The sequence below is a fragment of the Pedobacter nutrimenti genome (genome assembly GCF_003208655.1).
GTDB classification, from domain to species: Bacteria; Bacteroidota; Bacteroidia; order Sphingobacteriales; family Sphingobacteriaceae; genus Pedobacter; species Pedobacter nutrimenti.
Map to the genome: position 1 here is coordinate 166659 of NZ_QKLU01000010.1, position 21041 is coordinate 187699.

Here is a 21041-nt window from a genome sequence, read left to right on the forward strand (position 1 = left end):
ATGGGTGAAGGGGATCTGAAAAAAATTTATTTAAAGGTCAATACCCTGTTTTTAAGCTCCGCCTGCATCCCCGAGGAAAGTTTTAAATTACTGATCACCACTTCCAGGGGCAGGTGTTTATCAATTTCCCCGGTAAAGGTTTGCTGGGAAACCCCGGAGCTTTGCCAAACAATTTGAACGTCGAACCAGCGCTTTAAGACCTCTGCAATCTGGGACAAGGGCTGGTTGTGAAAAGAATAGGTCCCATTTCGCCAGGAAAGGACTTCCTGGGCATCAAAGGGCCTAACTTCAAAACCCGTACTGCTCATCAGGACTTCTTCTCCGGGTTTTAATCTGATCTGCTGAGCCTTTTTCTTTACAGAAACCGCACCTTCCACCAGCGCTGTGGTAAAATGCGCAGTGGTATAGGCATTCACATTAAAAGAAGTTCCGTGTACCTGGATATCGGCCGTGGAAGTATGTACCACAAAGGCCTGCAGGCTATTCTTTGCCACTTCAAAATAGGCTTCTCCGGTTAAATAAACTGCTCTGGTTTCTTTTCCAAACTGAAAAGGGAAGCGCAAACTGGACGCCGCATTCATCCATACGGTAGTCCCGTCTGACAATTTGATCTTATAGTCTTTTGTGGCCGGCACAAACAGGGTCGCCCATTCTTTGCTTTGCGCAGCACCGGAAGTATAGCTCAACTCCTGCTGTTTGGTTTGGATTTGGGTTTCACCCAGGGTAATCTGCTGATTACCGGACAAATCAACGGCCTTTCCCTGCTGGGTTTTAAGATAGACTTCCTTAAAGGCTTGCTGCTGACCGGCCAGCGGGTGCCGGCCACTAAAACCTATATACCATGCCAGCGGAAGGGCAATGACCAGAACCGCTGCAGCACTTAGGATCCATTTATTCCTTCTAAAAAAGGAAACAGGTGCTCTATGCAGGTTTTGCCGGGTTACAGCCCAGGCACGGTCTGCGTCCAGGCCAGACAGGAATGCCCTGCCTTGGGGCTTTTCCATTTTAGTTTTGAGTTCTTCCCAGAACTTTCTCAGCCCTGCATCATTTAAAATAGCCTGCTCAGCAACAAGGTTATCCTGTTCACTAATCGTTCCGGCTATCTTTTCAAAGAAAAGACCTTGTATGTATTCCTGGTTGTACTCCATTTCTATATTTTAGACGCCAACACGCAGCGATCAGGTGAATATTTCATTTAAAATTAATCAGTTTTTTTTGCAGGGCCCTTACAGCCAGTTTTAAGTGGGTTTTTACCGAGTTTACAGAGAGTCCCATTTCCTGCGCTGCCTCTTTATATTTTTTATCCTCCAGGTAAACAAGCTTAAATGCTTTCTGGCGCTGAAATGGCAATTCTTCAACGATCCGTTCCACCTCACCCCCTTCTTTTTGCGGCAACATTTCCTGCTCCTTTTCTGCCTGCTGGTGCTGCTGTTCTGTATACTCGTTCAGCTTACGCACTGCAACCTTTCTGTCCCGGAGCACCGTTAAGCAGCGGTTGTGAACCGAACGGAGCAAATAGGCTTTTACAGAAGTATTGATGCCCAGAAAAAGTTCTTTCTGCCAGATGGAAATAAAAAGGTTCTGCACCAGATCCTCTGCCTCCATGTCATCTTCCAGCATGAAATAGGCTTTTACGGAAAGGACTTTATAGTATTTCTTAAAAATCAGCTCATAAGCGGCACTGTCGCCGCCTTTAAGTTGATCAAGTAATATTTGGTCGTCAATTTCCATGATACGCTCGGGTATTTCTAAAGATATAAGTTCAATTGATGATTATCAACATCTTATGGAAACATTGGTCAAAACCACATTGAGTTTATCAGATTTTTTTCATTTTTAAGCGCTAAACAGACGAAATTCAGAAAAAAAAATAATCCACATTTGTTAAACCAAATCTGATTTGATTACAAAATCATACTTTAAACTGTTTAAACCTAGATTTTGTCTTTTGAGTTCAAATAGTGCCCAGATTTGTTAATTAGGGGGTTTTTACTACATTTGGAACATACCAAAAACAAAAACTATGTACCATTTAACTGTAGCACCTGACCAGGTAAACGAGGTTTTAAGCAAGCACATTTTAGCAGATGGCTATGACCTGACCTATGATATGGATAAAAGCCAGGGCGCTTATATTTATGATGCAAAATACGATCGCAGGCTTCTGGATTTTTTCACCTGCTTTGCGTCTGTTCCGCTGGGATACAACCACCCGAAAATGATCAATGATGAGGCCTTTAAAAAGAACCTGCTGGCCGCAGCCATTGCCAACCCTTCCAACTCGGATGTTTACACCCAGCAGTATGCACAATTTGTTGATACTTTTTCCAAAGTCGGGATCCCTTCTTATCTGCCACATGCCTTTTTTATTGCCGGCGGTTCGTTGGCGGTAGAAAATGCCATTAAAGTAGCCATGGACTGGAAAGTACAGAAAAATTTTGCCAGAGGCTATAAAGAAGAAAAAGGCTTTAAAGTGCTTCATTTTGAAAAGGCTTTTCACGGTCGCAGTGGTTATACCTTAAGTTTAACCAATACCCTGCCCGATAAAACCAAGTGGTTTGCAAAATTTGACTGGCCTAGGGTTTCTGTTCCAGTGGTGAAATTTCCCCTGCAGGGCGAAAACCTGAAACTGGCCGCAGATACAGAGGAAACCTCTATTGCCCAGATCAAAAAGGCTTTTACTGAACATAAAGACGACATCTGTGCGATTATTGTAGAGCCCATTCAGTCTGAGGGCGGCGACAACCATTTGAGGGAAGAATTTTTGATCCGTTTAAAACAGCTGGCGGATGAAAATGAGGCCTTTCTGATTTATGATGAGGTACAGACAGGTGTCGGATTAACCGGTAAATTCTGGTGCCATGAACATTATAGTGAAAAAGCACGCCCGGACATCCTTGCATTTGGTAAAAAAATGCAGGTCTGCGGGATTCTGGCCGGCACTAAAGTAGACGAGGTAGAAACCAATGTTTTCAGGGTCCCTTCCAGGATCAATTCCACCTGGGGTGGCAACCTGGTGGACATGGTCAGGTCTACCCAGATCCTTCAGATTGTTCAGGAAGACAACCTGTGTGAAAATGCGGCCGTGGTTGGGCAATACCTGAAACAGCAACTGGATGTTCTGGCGGAAAAGTATGATAAAATGAGCAATGTACGCGGTAAGGGATTGCTTTGCGCTTTTGATTTTCCAAGCAAGGAAATGCGCAATGCCTTTATTCAGAAAGGGATGGAGAAAAATGTGATGTTCCTGGGCTGTGGAAACCAGACCATTCGTTTCCGCCCGGCATTGTGTATAGAGAAAAAACATATTGATGAAGGACTGGCGGTTATGGAACAACTTTTACCTACCCTTTAATCCTAAAAATGATCAACAAAGCCCTTTGCAATATTAAAAATTGCAAAGGGCTTTGTTGTTTTAGACAAAGGCCGAAAAGCCGGTAATTGCCCGGCCCACGATCAGGGAATTGATTTCCTTTGTTCCTTCATAAGAATAAATGGCCTCTGCATCGGCTACAAAACGGGCCACATCGTACTCGAGTAAAATGCCGTTCCCGCCCATTACTTCCCTTGCGCGGCTCACCACATCCCTGGTTCTCATGGAACAGAACACTTTGGCCAGCGAAGCGTGTTCGTCTGTGAGCAGGCCCTGGTCCTGCAACTGGGACAAACGGAAACAAAGGGTCTGCATGGCTGTCAGATTGGACAGCATTTCCACCAGGTGGTTCTGGATGAGCTGGAAGGAAGCGATCGGTTTACCAAATTGTTTCCTGGTCCTGGTATAATTTAAAGCGCTTTCATAAGCCCCCCTGGCACAACCTACTGCCTGCCAGGCAACCCCTGCCCTGGTCATCCGCAATACCTTGGCGGTATCTTTAAAAGAGTCTGCATGCTGGAGACGGTCCTGTTCTTCCACCTCGCAATTTGTTAGGGTAATCAGGCCATTCTGGACAATGCGAAGGGCCATTTTATCCTGCATTTTCTCGACATGCATGCCTTTATTGCCTTTTCTGACCAAAAAGCCCTTTACCTGGCTGTCTTCCAGGTCCCTTGCCCATATAATGGTCACATCAGAAAAGGTGGCATTACCAATCCATTTCTTTTGTCCGTTTAAGATCCATTTGTTTCCCACCCTTTTCGCGGTGGTGGTTAAACCGCCTGCTGCTGCAGAACCAACTTCCGGTTCGGTCAGGCCAAAGGCGCCGATAATTTTAAACTGCTGCATGCCGGGCAGCCATTCCTGTTTTTGTTCTTCAGAGCCCAAAAGATAAATGGAGCCCATGGCCAGTCCGCTCTGTACGCCAAAAAAAGTAGATATAGAGGTGTCTACTCTGGCCATTTCCATCGCCAGCATACCTTCCATGAGGTTGGAACGGCCCGGACAACCATAACCTTTATAGGTGAGCCCGCAAATGTTCAGTTCTGCAATTTTAGGGATCAGCTCAAAGGGAAATTCTGCTTTGAGCCAGTACTGGTTGACAACAGGCTTTACTTCCTTTTCTAAAAATGCCCGTACTTTCAGTTGCAGGGCCCTGTCTTCATCTTTTAAAGCTTCCTCACCCAAATGGTAAAAATCGCCTTCTATGGGCGGAAGTTCTTTCTTTTTATGGGAAGAACCCATCATTTTCATCAGGCCGCTCAACTGAGTCTGGTCCATGTTTGAAAAAGATTCGACCACTTTAGGCAAATCTACTTTTTTGGAAAGCTGCTCGAGTTTCTGGAAGTCAACATGCCTGAACAGTTGATAGGCATTTTTTAAAGAGGAAAAAAAATTAGGCATAATTGCTGTTTTTAGGTTTAATAAAAACAGCAGTTATGCCTTTTTGTTGGTTTTATCTTAAGTTAAATAAATCATCCACCCCAAGTAGTTTACGACTGGTAAAGCCTTCAGCGTAGGTGGCGCCTATGGATTTTCCGAATTCCCTTGCCCTTCCGATCACACTTTCAAAAAAATCAGGGGATGAAATATAGGTTTCCTGTTCCTGATGATCGGGGTTGTAAAACTGGGTTTTAAACGCTTTTATGGCCGCTATTTTGGTTTCGATATAGGGTGTAATATCAACAATAATATCGGGTTTGATGTAATTGTCCTGGATGAACTGCAGGTTTAACCTTGGCCTCCAGGCCTGTTGTGGCTGCCCATCGAGTGTCGTTTCAATTTTTGGAAGGCCCGCCAGAAAGCAGGCGTCACTGGTCAGTGTACTCGCCCGGCCATGGTCGGGATGCCTGTCCTGCAAAGCATTGCTCAGCACAATTTCGGGCTGGTACTTACGGATCATTTTAACCACTTCCCGCTGGTGGGCCTCATTGTTTTCAAAAAAACCATCTTTGAACCTCAGGTTTTCCCTGGCATGCAGGCCCAGGATCTTTGCAGAATCTGCGGCCTCCTGGTCCCTGATCTCAGCAGAACCCCTGGTACCCAGTTCTCCCCGGGTAAAATCTACAATGCCCACCTTTTTACCGGCAGCAATATACTTCAATATCGTTCCTGAACAGCCCAGTTCGGCATCGTCCGGGTGTACGGCAAATACTAATATGTCTAATTTCATGTGCTTTTTTAGGATAACAAACGCTGGATCTTCTTTTTAACTTTCGAGGCATCCGGTTTGGTAAAAGGGAAAAAATAATCGACCACTTCTCCCTGTTTATTGATCAGGTATTTGTGAAAATTCCACCTGGGGGTAGAGGTTAGGTTTCCGTTGAGTTTTTTATCTCCCAGGAATTTGTACAGGGGGTGCGCCTGGCTTCCCCTGACCATAATTTTTTCGAAAATCGGAAATTCCACTCCATAATTCACTTCACAGAACTGGCTGATCTGGTCCCCTTCCAGGGGCTCCTGACGGCCAAAATCATTGGAAGGGAAAGCCAAGACCTCGAAATTTTTATCTTTCAATTCTGTGCGCAGTTCCTGCAGCTCCTTAAGCTGGGGCGCAAAACCGCAGCCAGAGGCAATGTTTACAATCAACAATACTTTGTTCCGGTATTCAAAGAGGTTCTTTTCCGAACCGTTCAGGAGTTTAACCTTAAACTGGTGGATACTTTTTGGATTATCAGTCATTCTTTTATTGATAATAGCCTGAAGAAACAATAATAGATTCTATATCTCTGTCTTCTGTAGGGCTGTACGTACTTTTTAAATTGTGTCCAACGACCCTGGCCACCGATTGGTACAAAAAGGCTGTAAAACCTCCTTTGGTCTGCTTGACGATGTCATAGGTGGTGCGGCCAAGTTCCCGGTCAACCAGCTTGGTCAGGATCTGCCCCTGGGTAATGGTGAGTTCCTTAATCTCCTTGTTGAACATCTGTTTGATTTCCAGGTCGCATTGCTTGACCAGTTTTTTCTGTTCTTTTTTATCAGTGGTGATCGCCAGGTCTTTTTCGAGTTGTTCGTAACGGCGTTTGGCATACAGGGCATAAGGCATTACCTTAAGTACGTTATACCTTAAACGGTTGTATGCAGCTTGTTCGGCAGGTGATTTAAAAATTCTTTCCCCATAGATAATTACTTCTTTGAGGGCAATCCAGGGAATCATTTCCCCGTCTACATTGGTTCCGGCCACCCGGATCGTATCGTTTTTACCCAACTTTGGCATTTTTACAGGGTTATTTACAGGTACAACTGTCTCCTGGGCTTTTGCGGTAAACCCTGTAATAATGACAATTAGCAGAATAATTAACCTATAAAATTTCATAAATTTATACTCCTGCAAAGTTAAAGCAATTTTATATATTAGGATTCATCTGAACTCCTAATTTTGTTGCTGGAATGTCAGATGCGGGCCTGGTGAACTAATATAGCATTTTAACGAAAGGCAAGCTATAATTATTACGAAAATAATACAAATCTACCTGCATTTTGGGCAGGAAATTGATAAAATACAAACAGCAAGCGGATAATGGTTTTTAACCATTTGGAAATTTACAGAAGAGATGAAGAATACTTTGGTGATCGATTTAGAAGCAGAAAAACAAGAAATACTGAAACGGTACAGGGCCTTGCTGCGTGCCTGCAAGCCAACTTTACAACGGGGGGATAAAAAAGAGATCCGCAAAGCCTTTGACATGGCCCTTGAAAGCCATAAAAACATGCGGCGCAAATCGGGTGAACCTTATATTTATCATCCTATCGCTGTGGCACAGATTGCTGCAGAAGAAATAGGCCTGGGTACCACTTCTATCGTCTGCGCCCTGCTCCATGATGTGGTGGAGGATACAGAGATCACCCTGGAGGATATTGAAAGGGAATTTGGCAAAAAGACCGCAAAGATCATTGACGGCCTGACCAAAATTTCGGGTGTATTTGATTACAACAGCTCTTTACAGGCAGAGAACTTCCGGAAAATGCTGCTCACCCTGGCCGATGATGTACGGGTGATCCTGATTAAACTGGCCGACCGTCTGCACAATATGCGGACAATGGATTTTATGCCCAGACAGAAACAATTGAAAATTGCTTCTGAAACCATTTACCTGTATGCGCCCCTTGCACACCGGTTAGGCCTATACGCCATCAAGTCTGAGCTGGAAGACCTGTCCATGAAATACCTGGAACCGGACACTTACAAATATATTGCCACCCAGCTCAATGAGAAAAAAGCAGAACGGAACCTGTTCATTAAACGTTTTGTTGAGCCCATCAATGAAATTCTGGCCGAACAGGGACTGGTTGCCGATATCTTTGGCCGTCCAAAGTCCATCCATTCCATCTGGAACAAAATGAAAAAGAAAAACATCCCTTTTGAAGAGGTGTATGATCTTTTTGCCATCCGGATCATTCTGGACAGTGCCCCAGAACACGAAAAAGCCGATTGCTGGAAGGCTTATTCGATCGTGACCGATTTATACCGGCCAAATCCCGACCGCTTAAGGGATTGGGTGTCTTCTCCCAAAGGAAATGGCTATGAATCTTTGCATACCACCGTTATGGGGCCTAAGGGCCAGTGGGTAGAGGTACAGATCCGTACCCAGCGGATGAACGAAATTGCAGAGAAAGGTTTTGCCGCACACTGGAAATACAAAGAATCCAGCAATGACAATGGTCTGGACCAATGGATCATGAAGGTCAGGGAAATGCTCAACAATCCCGAAGCCAATGCGCTGGACTTTCTGGACGATTTTAAAATGAACCTTTTCTCTGATGAGATTTTCATTTTTACCCCTAAAGGGGCCCTGCTGCAATTGCCATTAGGTGCCACTGCCCTGGATTTTGCTTTTGAAATCCATACCGATGTGGGGGCCAAATGTATTGGGGCCAAAGTCAACCACAAACTGGTGCCCCTGTCGCACAAACTGCAGAACGGGGACCAGGTAGAAATCATCACTTCCGGGAAGCAGGTCCCTAAAGAGGACTGGCTGAACATTGTGGTGACCGCCAAGGCCAAGTCCAAGATCAAATCTTCTTTAAAAGAGGAGAAAAGAAAAGTTGCCGAACAGGGTAAGGAAATTCTGGAACGCAAACTGAAATCATTAAAAATCACTTACAATACAGACAACCTCAATAAACTCAGTTATTTCTTTAAACTACCTTCTACACAAGACCTGTTTATTGGTATTGCCAATGGAAAAATTGAGCTCAAGGACCTCAGGGAGTACCTGGCTGCCGAGAAAGAGATTGAAAACCGGAGTACTCCGGAAAAAAATGACCACCAGCAAATTGAAGCGCTGCTGAGTAAAGTGAAAGGACCTGAATCGGACATTCTGCTGATTGGGGAAGACCTGCAGAAAATCGATTATACCCTGGCCGCCTGTTGTAATCCTATACCGGGAGATGACGTATTTGGCTTTGTAACGGTGAATGAGGGCATCAAAATTCACCGGACCAATTGTCCGAACGCCGCACAGCTAATGGCCAATTATGGTTACCGTATTGTAAAAGCAAAATGGAACAGGCAGAAAGAACTCACCTTTTTAACCGGACTGCACATTATTGGTATCGATGATGTAGGTCTGATCAACAACATTACCAAGGTGATTTCCGGCGATTTTAAAGTAAACATGCGTTCTATTACCGTAGACACAGATAATGGGATCTTTGATGGTTCAATTATGATCTATGTTAACGATAAGGAACACCTGGATAAGCTGATTGAAAACCTGTTAGAAGTTAGGGGCGTGACCGGGGTGACCAGGTTCGATGCCTAAATATTAGGATTTAATCTTACCATTTTAATAAAAATTGATACCTTTGAAAGGAGTTTGAAAACTATGTCTACAAATCACAACAGCGAGTTGGTCAGAAAAATATTTGAAGCCTATCTCGAAAATAAAGCCCTTAGAAAAACGCCGGAGCGTTTTGCTATCCTGGAAGAAATCTATTCAAGAGACGATCACTTTGATGTAGAAACCCTCTACATCCATATGAAAAACCAGAAATACCGTGTCAGCAGGGCAACGGTGTACAATACACTTGAATTACTGGTTTCCTGCGATCTGGTGACCAAACATCAGTTTGGAAAAAACATGGCGCAGTTTGAAAAATCTTATGGTTATCACCAGCATGATCACATCATTTGCATTGATTGTGGTAAGGTGGTTGAATTTTGTGACCCGCGGATCCATCAGATTCAGAGCATGGTCGGTGAGTTGTTAAAATTTGACATTAAACACCATTCCCTGAACCTTTACGGGGTTTGCTTTGATTGTAAAGCAAAAGCTGCTGCAACTGAAAATGCAGAGATACAGCATGCAAGTTAAGGGTTTTAAAATTTTTGATTTTAATCAGCTTCTCAGAGCTCATGGCTGCTTTATGCCTGTTAAAAAATTAAACTTAAATATCCAATTATAATTTTTTCTTAATTTAAAATAATGACGCAAGTAGATGTGCTTCTGGGCCTGCAGTGGGGTGACGAGGGCAAGGGTAAAATTGTTGACGTACTCAGTCCGCAATATGATTTAATCGCTCGTTTCCAAGGCGGACCAAACGCTGGCCATACTTTAGAATTCGATGGCAAAAAATTTGTTCTCAATACCATTCCTTCCGGTATTTTTAACGAAAAAACCATGAATCTGATTGGTAATGGTGTTGTAATTGATCCCATCATTTTAAAAAGAGAATTAGACAATTTAAAAGCGGCCGGACATGACCCGGTTGCAAAAGGAAAACTGGTCATTGCACGTAAAGCGCACCTGATCCTGCCTACCCATCAGTTGCTGGATGCAGCCAACGAACAGAAAATGGGCAAGGATAAAATCGGTTCTACCCTAAAAGGAATTGGTCCGACCTATATGGATAAAACCGGACGTAACGGCCTGCGTATTGGCGACACCACTTTACCGGATTTTAAAGAACGTTATGCCAAACTTGTTGAAAAACACAAGGAGATTTTATCTCATTACGATTTTGAGTATGACCTTAGCGAAAAAGAAGCTGCTTTTTTTCAGGCCATTGAATTTATCAAGAGCATTCCTCATGTAGACAGTGAACATTTTGTAAACGGCTACCTGAAGGAAGGAAAAAGTGTACTGGCCGAAGGTGCACAAGGTACTTTACTGGATGTCGATTTTGGTTCTTATCCTTTTGTGACTTCTTCCAATACCACCACTGCCGGTGCCTGCACGGGTTTGGGTATTGCCCCTAATAAAATCGGACAGGTATATGGTATTTTTAAGGCTTACTGTACCCGTGTTGGTGGCGGTCCTTTCCCTACCGAGTTGGAAAATGAAGTGGGCGAGACTTTACGTCAGGTGGGTCACGAGTTTGGTGCAACCACAGGTCGTGCACGCCGTTGCGGCTGGATCGATTTGCCGGCTTTAAAATATGCAATTATGCTAAACGGTGTCACTGAGCTGATTATGATGAAAGCAGATGTACTGGATGGCTTTGACACCATTTATGCCTGCACACATTATGAACATAACGGACAGACCATTGACTATATGCCTTATGACATCATCACGGTTAAACCGACACCGGTATTAAAAGCCATTAAAGGCTGGAAAACCGATGTGACCAAAGTGAGCAAGGTTGAAGATGTTCCGGCTGCACTGACCGATTATATTGCCTTCCTTGAAAAAGAGCTGGAGGTTCCGGTTAAATATCTTTCTGTAGGTCCTGACCGCGTACAGACCCTGGTGTTGAACTAATTTTAAAATAAAAACCTTTAAAGGGACTGCCTAATGGCGGTCCTTTTTTTTTGCGCCATGAAATGTTATAACTTTGGCGCATCAATGACAAAACTGGATCCCGTATTTAAAAAACAACTGCTGGGCTGGGCAAATTCTTTTGAAGTCTGCTGTATGCTCGATTCAAATGCTTATTCGGATACAAACAGCAAATATGACCTGCTGGTTGCCGCCGGGGCCTGCAAACAGCTTACGGCCACAGGCCATCAGGCTTTTGAGGAGCTCAAACATTTTTACCGGGCTTCCCCCGGCTGGTTGTTCGGCCTGCTGGCTTATGACCTTAAAAATGGCACGGAAGCCCTTAGTTCACAAAATGCAGATCTGATGGATTTTCCAGACCTTTTCTTTTTTGCCCCTGAATACCTTATTGGGGTTAAGCAAGGTCATATAGAAGTATTAATCGGGGATCCGGCCCTGCCTGCTCAGATCAGCACCTTTAATACACCTACAGGAGATACAGGGCCCATTGATTTAAAACCCCGCATGAGCCGGGATACTTATCTGGAAAAGGTCCGGGCACTGAAAGAGCATATCCGGCTTGGCGATATTTATGAAGTGACCTTTTGCCAGGAATTTTTTGCAGAACATGCCGTTATAGACCCGGTTTCTGTCTACCAGGACCTGAGTACCTTATCCCCCACTCCATTTGCAGGTTTTTTCAAAATAAAAGACCGTTATGTATTGTCTGCAAGTCCGGAGCGGTTTTTAAGTAAAAGGAACAATCATTTACTTTCCCAGCCCATAAAGGGAACCGCCAAAAGGAGCACGGACCCGGCAGAAGATGAAAACATCCGCCGGCAGCTGCGAAACGACAAAAAAGAACAGGCAGAGAATGTGATGATTGTGGACCTGGTGCGCAATGACCTGACCAAAAGTGCTGTACCTGGAACGGTAAAAGTAAAGGAATTGTTTGGCATTTACAGCTTCCCGCAGGTACACCAGATGATCTCCAGCATTAGCTGTGAACTAAACCCTGAGCTAGACCTGATAGATGCCATTAAAAATACTTTTCCTATGGGTTCGATGACTGGTGCGCCCAAAATCAGGGCCATGGAGCTGATTGAACGTTATGAAGAAAGTAAAAGAGGTGCTTATTCAGGCGCCCTGGGTTATATTGATCCAGCCGGGGATTTTGATTTTAATGTGGTGATCCGGAGCATCCTTTATCACCAGTCGGGGCAACGGCTCTCTTTCCAGGTTGGAGGGGCCATCACTTATGCTTCAGATCCCCAAAAAGAATATGAAGAATGTCTGCTGAAAGCCTCTGCCATGATCAAAACGTTAAAAGGGTTGAATGAACAACCCTTTTAAATCAGCCACACGATTTTGTATAATTAGTTGACCGGTTTACCGGTTGGTGAATTGAAATAACGCTGTGCCTCGGGCAGGTCTCTTTGGATCTGGGCAATACGGGTGCCATCTGCCGGGTGTGTACTTAAAAATTCAGGCGGTTTCTGTCCACCCTGGCTGGCCGAAGCCATGCGCTGCCAAAAGCTAACCGCACTGGAAGGGTTAAATCCTGCCATAGACATAAAAATCAGGCCCAGGTGATCGGCTTCCAGTTCTTGCGTTCTGGAATTAGGCAATAAATAAAAACCCTGTGCACTGATTCCATATACCTGGCTGATCAATTGCTGGGTGCCTGCAGCACTGCCGGAGGTTGCAGCCCCAAGCAGGCCTCCCACTCCTTCTGCCACCTTAGCTTTAGACGCCCTTTCAGAAGAGTGCCGGGCAACCGCATGGGCAATTTCATGCCCCATGACCGTAGCCAGTCCGGCATCGTCTTTGGCTACCGGCAGAATACCTGAATATACGGCAACTTTTCCACCCGGCATACACCAGGCATTGATCTCTTTACTGTCTATTAAGTTAAATTCCCAGTTAAACCCTTGAATCTGTTCGCCATAACCATTGGCCGTCATGTATTTGGTTACCGCAGAAGCGATGCGCTGACCAATCCTTTTTACCCGCTGGGCATCGGCATTGTTCAAAACCTTGGTTTGGGGATCTTTTAATAAAGTGGTATAGCTTTGGGCTGCTGCCGACTGCATTTCACCTTCGTTTACAAAATTTATACGGCTGCGTCCGGATAAAGGGACAGTCGAACAGGAATTCAGGGTCAGGACTGCCGTGGCCAGCCCTATACCCATCAGTTGAAATTTCTTCATGGGGAAGTTTATTAGTTTTTCTTTTTAAACAGATAAACTTTTGATTCTTTGCCTTTTAATAACCTTTCGAGGTTTTTCTGATGGGTGACCAGAATGAGTATACATACACACATCCCATAAAGCACCTCTGATTTTACCGAAGAATGAAAGATAAATATAATCCCAAGAGGGAATGTAAATCCTGCACATATGGAACTTAGCGAAACATATTTGGTCACCAGTAAAACCACCACAAAGACAAGAACACAAAGTAAAGCTGCCTGAAAATGGACTGCCAAAATCATTCCAAAAAGTGTTGCAACCCCCTTTCCGCCTCTGAATCCTGCAAAAACAGGAAAAAGATGTCCCATGACAGCGGTTACCCCCAGGGCCAGTTCGTAATTGATAAACTGAGAGGAGTTATGTGGCCCGGTTACCGAAAGCCCTATAAAATAAGCCAGTTTGGTTGCCGTATAGCCTTTTAGAATATCAATGGTCATCACTGCAATACCTGCTTTTTTACCCAATACCCTAAAGGTATTGGTCGCACCGGCATTACCGCTTCCATACTCCCTGACATCCACCCCATAAAATGCCTGCCCCAGCCATACCGCAGTTGGTATAGACCCAAAAAGATAGGCCAGCAATACTGCTGAAATAGAATAGATAGAAATCATATCCTAAAAAGCTTTTAAACTCATGTCCAGGCTTTTTACAGAATGGGTCAGTGCACCCATAGAAATATAATCTACGCCGCAGGCTGCATATTCTGTAATATTTTCTTCAAGGATTCCCCCTGATGCTTCCGTAATATATTTATGGTCAATTCTTTTAACAGCCTCCCGAAGGTCTTCAAAACTAAAATTGTCCAACATGATCCGGTTCACTTTCCCATTTTCCAGCACTTGTTCAAGTTCGTCCAGGTTACGGACTTCAATTTCAATTTCAAGTTTCCGGCCTGTTTTCTGAAGGTATTCATTTGCCGAGCGAATGGCGTTGCTGATCCCGCCCGCATAATCTACATGATTGTCTTTAATCAGGATCATATCGTACAAGCCAATACGATGGTTTACTCCACCGCCAATTTTTACGGCCCATTTTTCCAGATCGCGAAGGCCCGGTGTGGTTTTGCGGGTATCCAATATTTTTGTCGCATAAGGTGCCAGCAGTTTGGCCACCCTGTTGGTTTTGCTTGCAATTCCGCTCATCCTTTGCATACAGTTCAACACCAACCGCTCTGCCAGTAAAATGGAATGGGTACTGCCCTCTACTGTAAAGGCAATGTCTCCATACTTTACGGGCGTACCATCTTTGATAAAGATTTCCAGTTTCAAAGCCGGGTCTATGTGGGCGAATATTTCCTGGGCGAGTGCGACTCCTGCAAGGATCCCATCCTCTTTGACCAATAATTTTGCTTTGCCCTGTGCACCGGCCGGTATAGTGGAAAGTGAAGTGTGGTCTCCATCACCTAAATCTTCAGCAATGGCATTTTTTATAAATAGGTGTATTATCTGCTTATCCAAATCATCAATTTTAAACCAAAAATAGTATTTTTACGCAAGAGCCCGTTTAAAATTTATCTAATAAATTTTAAACGGGCTCTGTTGTGTACTATTTTATTTCTCCGATTCGATCCGGAGTTCGGTAATTAAAAAAACATTACCGCTTTTTCTGGCGGTTACAGACACCCTGAATTTGCCATTTCTGGTCACCAGGGAGAGCACACCAAACCTGTAATTCGGGTTGCTGTTAATGGGATGAAGAATGGATGATCCAACCGGCACATGTTTGGTAAAAAAATCCCTTAAAATTTGTTCGGCTTGTACTTTGGAGTAGACATCTTCCTCATTTAGCATGGTCAGCTCTACAGAAGAACTAAAACTTTTTCCGATTTCCTTTGCGTTTCCAGATTTAAACAGGGACGACATTTCATCAATAAAATCGGCCTGATTCGTTGTTGAATGGAGAAACGGCATAATAAACACGAGCACCGGAAACAAAAATCTGATCATTTTAATTCATAATATAAACTCCTCACAACATAAATTATGCCATTAACAGATCATAAATTGTAATTATCTGCTCTTCAAAAATAGAATAGGCTTATATTTGTATAGCAAGAAGCATGTTTAAACATCTTTTTTGCGCAAATATATATTCAAATCGTTTTAACTTAAAATTTGGGTGAACATTCCTGGGTATAGGTATGTTTCATAACCAGAATAATTTGCAATACGAAAAAATTATGTACAACACGAAAAAAAACCATAAAAGCTAATGACACACAAAAAAGTAATGCTCCTTATTCTGGATGGCTGGGGCTACGGAAAACAGGATAAGTCGGATGCTGCTTACGCTGCCAATACACCTTTCTTTGATTCTTTGTTAAAAAAGTACCCGAATTCAAAACTTGAAGCCTCTGGTGAAGCCGTTGGTTTACCTGCAGGACAAATGGGAAATTCTGAGGTCGGCCATATGAACCTGGGCGCCGGCCGGATCGTGTATCAGGAACTGGGAAGGATCAACAAAGCCATCTCTGACCGGAGCCTGTTCAGTAATCCGGTGCTGACAGATGCTTTTAAATATGCCAAAGAAAATGGCAAAGCCGTGCATTTTATTGGTTTGCTTTCTGACGGAGGCGTGCACGCACACATCAATCACCTCAAAGCCCTCTGCGATGCGGCGACAGAACAGCATTTAAAAGATGTTTTTGTTCATGCCTTTACCGATGGCAGGGATACTGACCCGAATTCCGGTTTGGGTTTTATTCAAAGCCTGCAGCAACATATCGCAAACTCACCGGTACAACTGGCCAGTATCATTGGACGTTACTATGCCATGGACAGGGATTCCCGCTGGGAACGGGTAAAAGAAGCTTATGATCTTTTGACCAAAGGAATCGGGACCCCTTCTGCAGATGCAGCCGCTTCACTGGAAAAATCTTATGCCCAAGGCATTACCGACGAGTTTATTAAACCTGTGGTTTTAACAAAACCCGATGGTCAGCCAGTGGCCACCATACAGCCAGGAGACGTGGTCATCTGTTTCAACTACAGAACCGACCGCGGCCGTGAAATTACTTCCGTGTTGACCCAACACGATTACCCTGATTTTGGCATGCATAAATTGCCATTGTATTATGTGACCATGACCAGTTATGATGAAAATTTCAAGGACGTAAAGGTCATTTTCAGTAAGGATGACTTATTACAAACCTTAGGAGAGGTCCTGGAAAACAACCATAAAAATCAGATCCGCATTGCCGAAACTGAAAAATACCCGCATGTTACCTTTTTCTTTTCGGGTGGAAGGGAACAGGAGTTTAAAAATGAAAAAAGAATTATGGTTCCTTCTCCTAAGGTGGCAACATATGACCTGCAACCTGAAATGAGTGCACAGGGCATTACTGATGCCATTTGTAAAGAACTGGAAACCGGATGGGCAGATTTCATCTGTTTAAACTTTGCCAACCCGGATATGGTAGGCCATACGGGTGTATTTGAAGCAGTGGTTAAAGCGGTGGAAACGGCAGACCGTTGTACAGAGGTTGTGGTCAACAAGGGACTGGAATATGGCTATTCTTTCATCATTCTGGCAGATCATGGAAACTCAGAATTTATGATCAATGCTGATGGTTCTGTAAATACCGCGCATACCACCAACCTGGTGCCCTGCATACTGGTAGATAACGATTACCATTCCATTGCGGATGGAAAACTCGGAGATGTTGCGCCAACCATTTTAAAGCTGATGGGCATTAACAAACCGGATATCATGACCGGAAACGAATTGATCTGATGCGTAAAATCACCTTCTTAATTTCTTTATCTTTATGTTTTACCGCCTGCCAGAACCAGGATGAGGTTAAGCGCCAGGCTGCGCAGACTTATTTTGACCTGAAAGGCTATTTTGTACAGGAAAGCAGCAGGCTCAACAAACTAAACCCGCAGATCAGCAAGACGGTTATGGTCAATGGTGCCGCAGAAAGCAAAGACCTGCACATTAAAGATTGGAATGCAGAGCTAACGGTCTTTTCGGATGCCGACATCAACAAGACAGCCTGGCAGGGTTTGTTTAAAGTGAGCAAGCAAGGTCAGCGCGAGTTTTATAAAAGTGACCAGGACAAAGTAGCGGTCAAAGCGCTGGAGGTTTTCCGAAAGAACAATAAGGTTTCGGGCCTGCGGATTTTACTCCATACAAAGAATTACCTTTACAATTCTGTCGACACTTTAGAATATTACCCAGACAGCCTGTACAGGATCAGTAAAACCCAGAACATTAAACTTCTGAATTCCAAAGCCTACCGGATTACCGGAAAGTTTTAAGGCCATAAAAAAAGAGCGGGTGCTGTACAGGCATCCGCTCTTTTTTATTTAATATCGTTGTTTATTTCAAGCTTGCAATCTGCGCTTTCACATAATCCACCAGTGCAATAATGTCTTTACGCTGTGGCTGCATGACCAGAATTTTTTGAAAGTCAGCGATGGAATTGTTAAACATCGCTATGCAGGAGCTTTTCTCTGCTGCTTTTTTGGCTTTATAAGATTTAAAGATCGCATAATCTTTATACGTTATTCCCCTGTTTTGCCACAATTGAGCATCTTCTTCCCCGTTGAGTTCAATCGCTTTGGTAAAGTCTTTAATTGCAGACTGGTAAAAGCTATCCCTCATCTGATTTAAAGATTCCTTAGGGTCATTGGCCACATTTAACCGGGCTTTGCCACGGTAATAATATGCAGAATTATCTGCCGGTTTTAAAGAAATCAGCTTGCTGCAGGTAGATATAGTATTCTCATAATCACCACATTGATAATAAGAATAACCCAGCATTTTTAATACAGTTGCATTGTTCGGGGTTTTGGCATCTGCCTTCTCCAACTGAGCTACCGCTTCCTTGAAATCCCCCTTCATCATGGCCTGCATGCCCAACTTCTCGTAACCACTGGTTTGTGCGATTGATGCAGTTGAAGAAACAACGAGTAATAAAAAAATTGCTTGTTTTAGATAGTTCATCAAATTTTATTTAAAAAAATAAAGATATAAAATCAAAGATACACTTTAGACAATTATTGTACCATTGTAAAAATATTTAGCTCCTTAATCCTCTTTAACGTTAATTAATTCAAATTATGATTTGAAGGTATTTTTTTTCAGTTCTGCCGTTTTAGCATGTGGTCCCGCTCCAAATGGGTTTGGCACAAGAGTTGAAATTATACCCTATCAACATATAATTATATATTTTGATACGACCTTCTGTCAGAATGTCGTTATTATTTTAAGAAAGGCATTATTAATGAGTATAAAAGATCAGTTTGATTTTGGCAATGCATTACCTATCATAAATGAAGATACCGAGTTCTTTCCTTTAATGTCCCAGCAGGACGAAGATGAAATGAACAACGAAGAAACCCCGGACGTACTGGCGATACTACCGCTGCGCAATACCGTACTTTTCCCTGGTGTAGTTATACCAATTACCGTGGGCCGGGATAAATCCATCAAATTAATTAAAGAAGCCTATAAGGGCAACCGCATTATCGGTGTGGTTTCACAGCGGGATGTTTCTATTGAGGACCCGACTTTTGAGCAGCTGAACAGCGTAGGTACAGTTGCCCATATTATTAAAATGCTGCAAATGCCCGATGGGAATACCACGGTGATCATACAGGGCAAACAACGGTTCAGACTGATTTCTGAAGTACAATCTGAACCTTATATTAAGGTGACCATCCAGAAATTTGAAGAAAGCAAACACAAACAGGATAAAGAGTTTAAAGCCCTGGTGGCCTCTATCCGGGAAATGTCTGCTCAAATTATACAATTGTCCCCTAATATCCCCAGTGAAGCCGGCATCGCGCTCAAAAATATAGAAAGCACCTCTTTTCTGATCAACTTCATTTCCTCAAATATGAATGCGGATGTGTCGGACAAACAGAAAATGCTGGAAATGACCAGCCAGCGGGCACGCGCTGAAATGGTCATGGAACTCCTTACCCTGGAGCTCCAGATGCTGGAACTGAAAAATCAGATCCAGTCCAAGGTCCGTACAGACCTGGACAAACAGCAAAGGGATTATTTCCTGAATCAACAACTTAAAACCATTCAGGAAGAGTTGGGCGGAAATTCTTCAGATGTGGAGTATGAAGCCCTGGAGACCCGTGCCAAAAAGAAAAAATGGGCAGTTCATGTAAAAGACCATTTTAACAAAGAATTGGAAAAGCTGGGCCGCATGAATCCTGCCGCACCAGATTATTCTATACAGATCAATTATCTGGAATTGCTTCTGGACCTTCCATGGAACGATTTCACCAAAGACAATTTTGATTTGAAACGGGCACAGCGTGTGCTGGACAAAGACCATTTTGGATTGGAGAAAGTAAAGCAAAGGATTATAGAATACCTGGCCGTACTTAAACTAAAAAGGGACATGAAAGCCCCCATCCTTTGTTTGGTTGGGCCTCCGGGGGTTGGTAAAACTTCCCTGGGCAAGTCCATTGCAAAGGCTTTAAACCGCAATTATGTACGTATGGCATTGGGTGGCATCCGGGATGAAGCTGAAATCCGCGGGCACAGAAAAACCTATATAGGTGCCATGCCGGGTAGAATTATACAGTCTATAAAAAAAGCCGGCGCAGCCAACCCGGTATTTGTACTGGATGAAATTGACAAAGTCGGTTCAGATTTCAGGGGTGATCCTTCTTCTGCTTTGCTGGAAGTTTTGGACCCTGAACAAAACAATGCTTTCAATGACCATTATGTAGAGGCAGATTACGACCTGTCCAACGTATTGTTTATTGCGACGGCCAACTCCCTGAGCACCATACAACCGGCATTGCTGGACCGTATGGAAATCATTGAAGTGAACGGCTATACCATTGAAGAGAAAATTGAGATCGCAAAAAAATACCTGCTGCCAAAACAAAAAGAGGTACATGGGATTAAATCGAAAGACATTAACCTGAAAGCGGGTCTTATTGAAAAAGTTATAGAAGACTACACCAGGGAATCTGGGGTAAGGGGCCTGGAAAAAAAGATAGGTTCTCTGGTCAGAGGGGTTGCTACAAAAATTGCGATGGAAGAAAGCTATGAGCCTTCTTTAACTGAGCAGGATGTGGAACGGATTCTTGGGGCCCCGATTTTTGACAAGGATCTATATGAAGGCAATGAAGTTGCCGGTGTGGTAACAGGCCTGGCCTGGACCTCTGTGGGCGGGGATATCCTGTTTATTGAAGCAAGCCTAAGCCCAGGTAAAGGCAAACTGACCCTGACCGGAAATTTGGGAGATGTGATGAAGGAATCGGCAGTGATTGCCCTCGCCTACCTGCGTGCGCATGCCAGTTTGTTCGATATAGATTATGATTTATTCGATCATTTTGACATCCACATCCATGTTCCGGCAGGAGCAACTCCAAAAGATGGTCCTTCAGCGGGAATTACCATGCTGACCGCCCTCACTTCTGCTTTTACACAACGTAAGGTAAAATCCAATCTGGCAATGACAGGCGAAATTACCCTGAGGGGCAAAGTACTGCCGGTTGGCGGGATTAAAGAAAAGATTCTTGCTGCCAAAAGAGCCAACATCAAAGACATCATTTTGTGTAAATCGAACAAAAAAGACATTCTGGAAATTAAGGAAAGTTACATCAAGGACCTGAATTTTCATTATGTATCTGAAATGAAAGAGGTGATTGATCTGGCCCTGACCAGGGATAAAGTAAAAAATCCCCTGGACCTGAGCATTAAAACAAAAACAGCTTCAAACTAATTGAAGGGTTT

At 43.6% G+C, this 21041-nt stretch carries 19 protein-coding genes; 8 read left to right on the forward strand and 11 right to left on the reverse strand.

What is annotated here, in order from left to right:
- Positions 1–26 precede the first annotated feature (26 nt).
- Together B0O44_RS23015 and B0O44_RS23020 are read right to left on the reverse strand one after the other, a co-directional pair.
- Positions 27–1148 carry a FecR family protein gene (locus B0O44_RS23015; protein ID WP_110834444.1) on the reverse strand — a complete coding sequence of 374 codons (1122 nt, stop codon included), beginning with the start codon at positions 1146–1148 and terminating at the stop codon, positions 27–29.
- 43 nt (positions 1149–1191) lie between these two features.
- Positions 1192–1731, reverse strand: a complete 540-nt coding sequence (locus B0O44_RS23020) for an RNA polymerase sigma factor (protein ID WP_110834445.1) — start codon at positions 1729–1731, stop codon at positions 1192–1194.
- A 292-nt stretch (positions 1732–2023) separates the two neighbouring features.
- Here B0O44_RS23020 and lat point away from each other — a divergent pair, with 292 nt between their 5' ends.
- Positions 2024–3355: an L-lysine 6-transaminase gene (gene lat, locus B0O44_RS23025; protein ID WP_110834446.1), complete on the forward strand. Its 1332-nt coding sequence runs from the start codon at positions 2024–2026 to the stop codon at positions 3353–3355.
- A gap of 60 nt (positions 3356–3415) precedes the next feature.
- On the opposite strand, the gene B0O44_RS23030 is transcribed toward lat, so the two are convergent.
- The 4 genes from B0O44_RS23030 to B0O44_RS23045 are packed head-to-tail and all read right to left on the reverse strand — an operon-like array spanning position 3416 to position 6689.
- Complete coding sequence (locus B0O44_RS23030) at positions 3416–4777, reverse strand: acyl-CoA dehydrogenase family protein (protein WP_110834447.1); 1362 nt, start codon at positions 4775–4777, stop codon at positions 3416–3418.
- 52 nt (positions 4778–4829) lie between these two features.
- Entirely contained in the window at positions 4830–5546 is a 717-nt protein-coding gene (gene bshB1, locus B0O44_RS23035) for a bacillithiol biosynthesis deacetylase BshB1 (RefSeq protein WP_110834448.1), read from the reverse strand.
- An 8-nt stretch (positions 5547–5554) separates the two neighbouring features.
- Positions 5555–6055 (reverse strand): glutathione peroxidase, encoded by a 501-nt coding sequence (locus B0O44_RS23040; protein ID WP_110834449.1) that lies wholly within the window; start codon positions 6053–6055, stop codon positions 5555–5557.
- A 4-nt stretch (positions 6056–6059) separates the two neighbouring features.
- Positions 6060–6689: a DUF4294 domain-containing protein gene (locus tag B0O44_RS23045; protein WP_110834450.1), complete on the reverse strand. Its 630-nt coding sequence runs from the start codon at positions 6687–6689 to the stop codon at positions 6060–6062.
- 238 nt (positions 6690–6927) lie between these two features.
- Between B0O44_RS23045 and B0O44_RS23050 the strand changes: the two genes are divergently transcribed.
- The 4 genes from B0O44_RS23050 (at position 6928) to B0O44_RS23065 (ending at position 12429) form a co-directional block, all read left to right on the forward strand.
- Positions 6928–9138 carry a RelA/SpoT family protein gene (locus B0O44_RS23050; RefSeq protein WP_110834451.1) on the forward strand — a complete coding sequence of 737 codons (2211 nt, stop codon included), beginning with the start codon at positions 6928–6930 and terminating at the stop codon, positions 9136–9138.
- A gap of 63 nt (positions 9139–9201) precedes the next feature.
- Positions 9202–9690: a Fur family transcriptional regulator gene (locus tag B0O44_RS23055; protein WP_110834452.1), complete on the forward strand. Its 489-nt coding sequence runs from the start codon at positions 9202–9204 to the stop codon at positions 9688–9690.
- Between the two features lie 111 nt (positions 9691–9801).
- On the forward strand, positions 9802–11079 hold the full coding sequence (locus B0O44_RS23060) for an adenylosuccinate synthase (protein ID WP_110834453.1): 1278 nt from the start codon (positions 9802–9804) through the stop codon (positions 11077–11079).
- Between the two features lie 84 nt (positions 11080–11163).
- The gene (locus tag B0O44_RS23065) at positions 11164–12429 is read left to right on the forward strand and encodes an anthranilate synthase component I family protein (protein WP_110834454.1); all 1266 of its coding nucleotides are present in this window, start codon (positions 11164–11166) and stop codon (positions 12427–12429) included.
- Positions 12430–12452: 23 nt separating this feature from the next.
- Here the strand turns inward: B0O44_RS23065 and B0O44_RS23070 are convergent, their stop codons facing one another.
- The 4 genes from B0O44_RS23070 to B0O44_RS23085 all read right to left on the reverse strand — a co-directional run bounded on the left by B0O44_RS23070 (position 12453) and on the right by B0O44_RS23085 (position 15277).
- The gene (locus B0O44_RS23070) at positions 12453–13286 is read right to left on the reverse strand and encodes a M48 family metallopeptidase (protein WP_110834455.1); all 834 of its coding nucleotides are present in this window, start codon (positions 13284–13286) and stop codon (positions 12453–12455) included.
- Positions 13287–13297: 11 nt separating this feature from the next.
- A complete protein-coding gene (plsY, locus tag B0O44_RS23075; protein ID WP_110834456.1) occupies positions 13298–13942 on the reverse strand; it encodes a glycerol-3-phosphate 1-O-acyltransferase PlsY in 645 nt (214 codons plus the stop codon).
- A 3-nt stretch (positions 13943–13945) separates the two neighbouring features.
- A complete protein-coding gene (gene nadC / locus B0O44_RS23080; protein ID WP_110834457.1) occupies positions 13946–14788 on the reverse strand; it encodes a carboxylating nicotinate-nucleotide diphosphorylase in 843 nt (280 codons plus the stop codon).
- A 93-nt stretch (positions 14789–14881) separates the two neighbouring features.
- Positions 14882–15277 (reverse strand): DUF4783 domain-containing protein, encoded by a 396-nt coding sequence (locus B0O44_RS23085; RefSeq protein WP_110834458.1) that lies wholly within the window; start codon positions 15275–15277, stop codon positions 14882–14884.
- Between the two features lie 265 nt (positions 15278–15542).
- Between B0O44_RS23085 and gpmI the strand changes: the two genes are divergently transcribed.
- Positions 15543–17063, forward strand: coding sequence for a 2,3-bisphosphoglycerate-independent phosphoglycerate mutase (gene gpmI / locus B0O44_RS23090; RefSeq protein WP_110834459.1), 1521 nt, complete (start codon positions 15543–15545; stop codon positions 17061–17063).
- Positions 17063–17590 (forward strand): hypothetical protein, encoded by a 528-nt coding sequence (locus B0O44_RS23095; RefSeq protein ID WP_110834460.1) that lies wholly within the window; start codon positions 17063–17065, stop codon positions 17588–17590. The genes gpmI and B0O44_RS23095 overlap by 1 nt, the downstream gene beginning before the upstream one ends.
- A 61-nt stretch (positions 17591–17651) precedes the next feature.
- Here B0O44_RS23095 and B0O44_RS23100 read toward each other — a convergent pair whose 3' ends face one another.
- Positions 17652–18278: a tetratricopeptide repeat protein gene (locus B0O44_RS23100; RefSeq protein ID WP_110834461.1), complete on the reverse strand. Its 627-nt coding sequence runs from the start codon at positions 18276–18278 to the stop codon at positions 17652–17654.
- A 280-nt stretch (positions 18279–18558) separates the two neighbouring features.
- Between B0O44_RS23100 and lon the strand changes: the two genes are divergently transcribed.
- Positions 18559–21030, forward strand: coding sequence for an endopeptidase La (gene lon / locus B0O44_RS23105; protein WP_110834462.1), 2472 nt, complete (start codon positions 18559–18561; stop codon positions 21028–21030).
- Positions 21031–21041 lie beyond the last annotated feature (11 nt).

Excerpts from the sequence above, each read along its gene's own strand:
- bshB1 (WP_110834448.1), bottom strand. The coding sequence starts at position 5,546 with ATGAAATTAGACATATTAGTATTTGCCGTACACCCGGACGATGCCGAA.
- plsY (WP_110834456.1), bottom strand. The coding sequence starts at position 13,942 with ATGATTTCTATCTATTCTATTTCAGCAGTATTGCTGGCCTATCTTTTT.
- B0O44_RS23040 (WP_110834449.1), bottom strand. The coding sequence starts at position 6,055 with ATGACTGATAATCCAAAAAGTATCCACCAGTTTAAGGTTAAACTCCTG.
- B0O44_RS23065 (WP_110834454.1), top strand. The coding sequence starts at position 11,164 with ATGACAAAACTGGATCCCGTATTTAAAAAACAACTGCTGGGCTGGGCA.
- B0O44_RS23015 (WP_110834444.1), bottom strand. The coding sequence starts at position 1,148 with ATGGAGTACAACCAGGAATACATACAAGGTCTTTTCTTTGAAAAGATA.
- gpmI (WP_110834459.1), top strand. The coding sequence starts at position 15,543 with ATGACACACAAAAAAGTAATGCTCCTTATTCTGGATGGCTGGGGCTAC.
- B0O44_RS23045 (WP_110834450.1), bottom strand. The coding sequence starts at position 6,689 with ATGAAATTTTATAGGTTAATTATTCTGCTAATTGTCATTATTACAGGG.
- B0O44_RS23020 (WP_110834445.1), bottom strand. The coding sequence starts at position 1,731 with ATGGAAATTGACGACCAAATATTACTTGATCAACTTAAAGGCGGCGAC.
- B0O44_RS23055 (WP_110834452.1), top strand. The coding sequence starts at position 9,202 with ATGTCTACAAATCACAACAGCGAGTTGGTCAGAAAAATATTTGAAGCC.
- B0O44_RS23030 (WP_110834447.1), bottom strand. The coding sequence starts at position 4,777 with ATGCCTAATTTTTTTTCCTCTTTAAAAAATGCCTATCAACTGTTCAGG.
- B0O44_RS23095 (WP_110834460.1), top strand. The coding sequence starts at position 17,063 with ATGCGTAAAATCACCTTCTTAATTTCTTTATCTTTATGTTTTACCGCC.
- B0O44_RS23100 (WP_110834461.1), bottom strand. The coding sequence starts at position 18,278 with ATGAACTATCTAAAACAAGCAATTTTTTTATTACTCGTTGTTTCTTCA.
- B0O44_RS23060 (WP_110834453.1), top strand. The coding sequence starts at position 9,802 with ATGACGCAAGTAGATGTGCTTCTGGGCCTGCAGTGGGGTGACGAGGGC.
- lat (WP_110834446.1), top strand. The coding sequence starts at position 2,024 with ATGTACCATTTAACTGTAGCACCTGACCAGGTAAACGAGGTTTTAAGC.
- B0O44_RS23070 (WP_110834455.1), bottom strand. The coding sequence starts at position 13,286 with ATGAAGAAATTTCAACTGATGGGTATAGGGCTGGCCACGGCAGTCCTG.
- B0O44_RS23050 (WP_110834451.1), top strand. The coding sequence starts at position 6,928 with ATGAAGAATACTTTGGTGATCGATTTAGAAGCAGAAAAACAAGAAATA.
- lon (WP_110834462.1), top strand. The coding sequence starts at position 18,559 with ATGAGTATAAAAGATCAGTTTGATTTTGGCAATGCATTACCTATCATA.
- B0O44_RS23085 (WP_110834458.1), bottom strand. The coding sequence starts at position 15,277 with ATGATCAGATTTTTGTTTCCGGTGCTCGTGTTTATTATGCCGTTTCTC.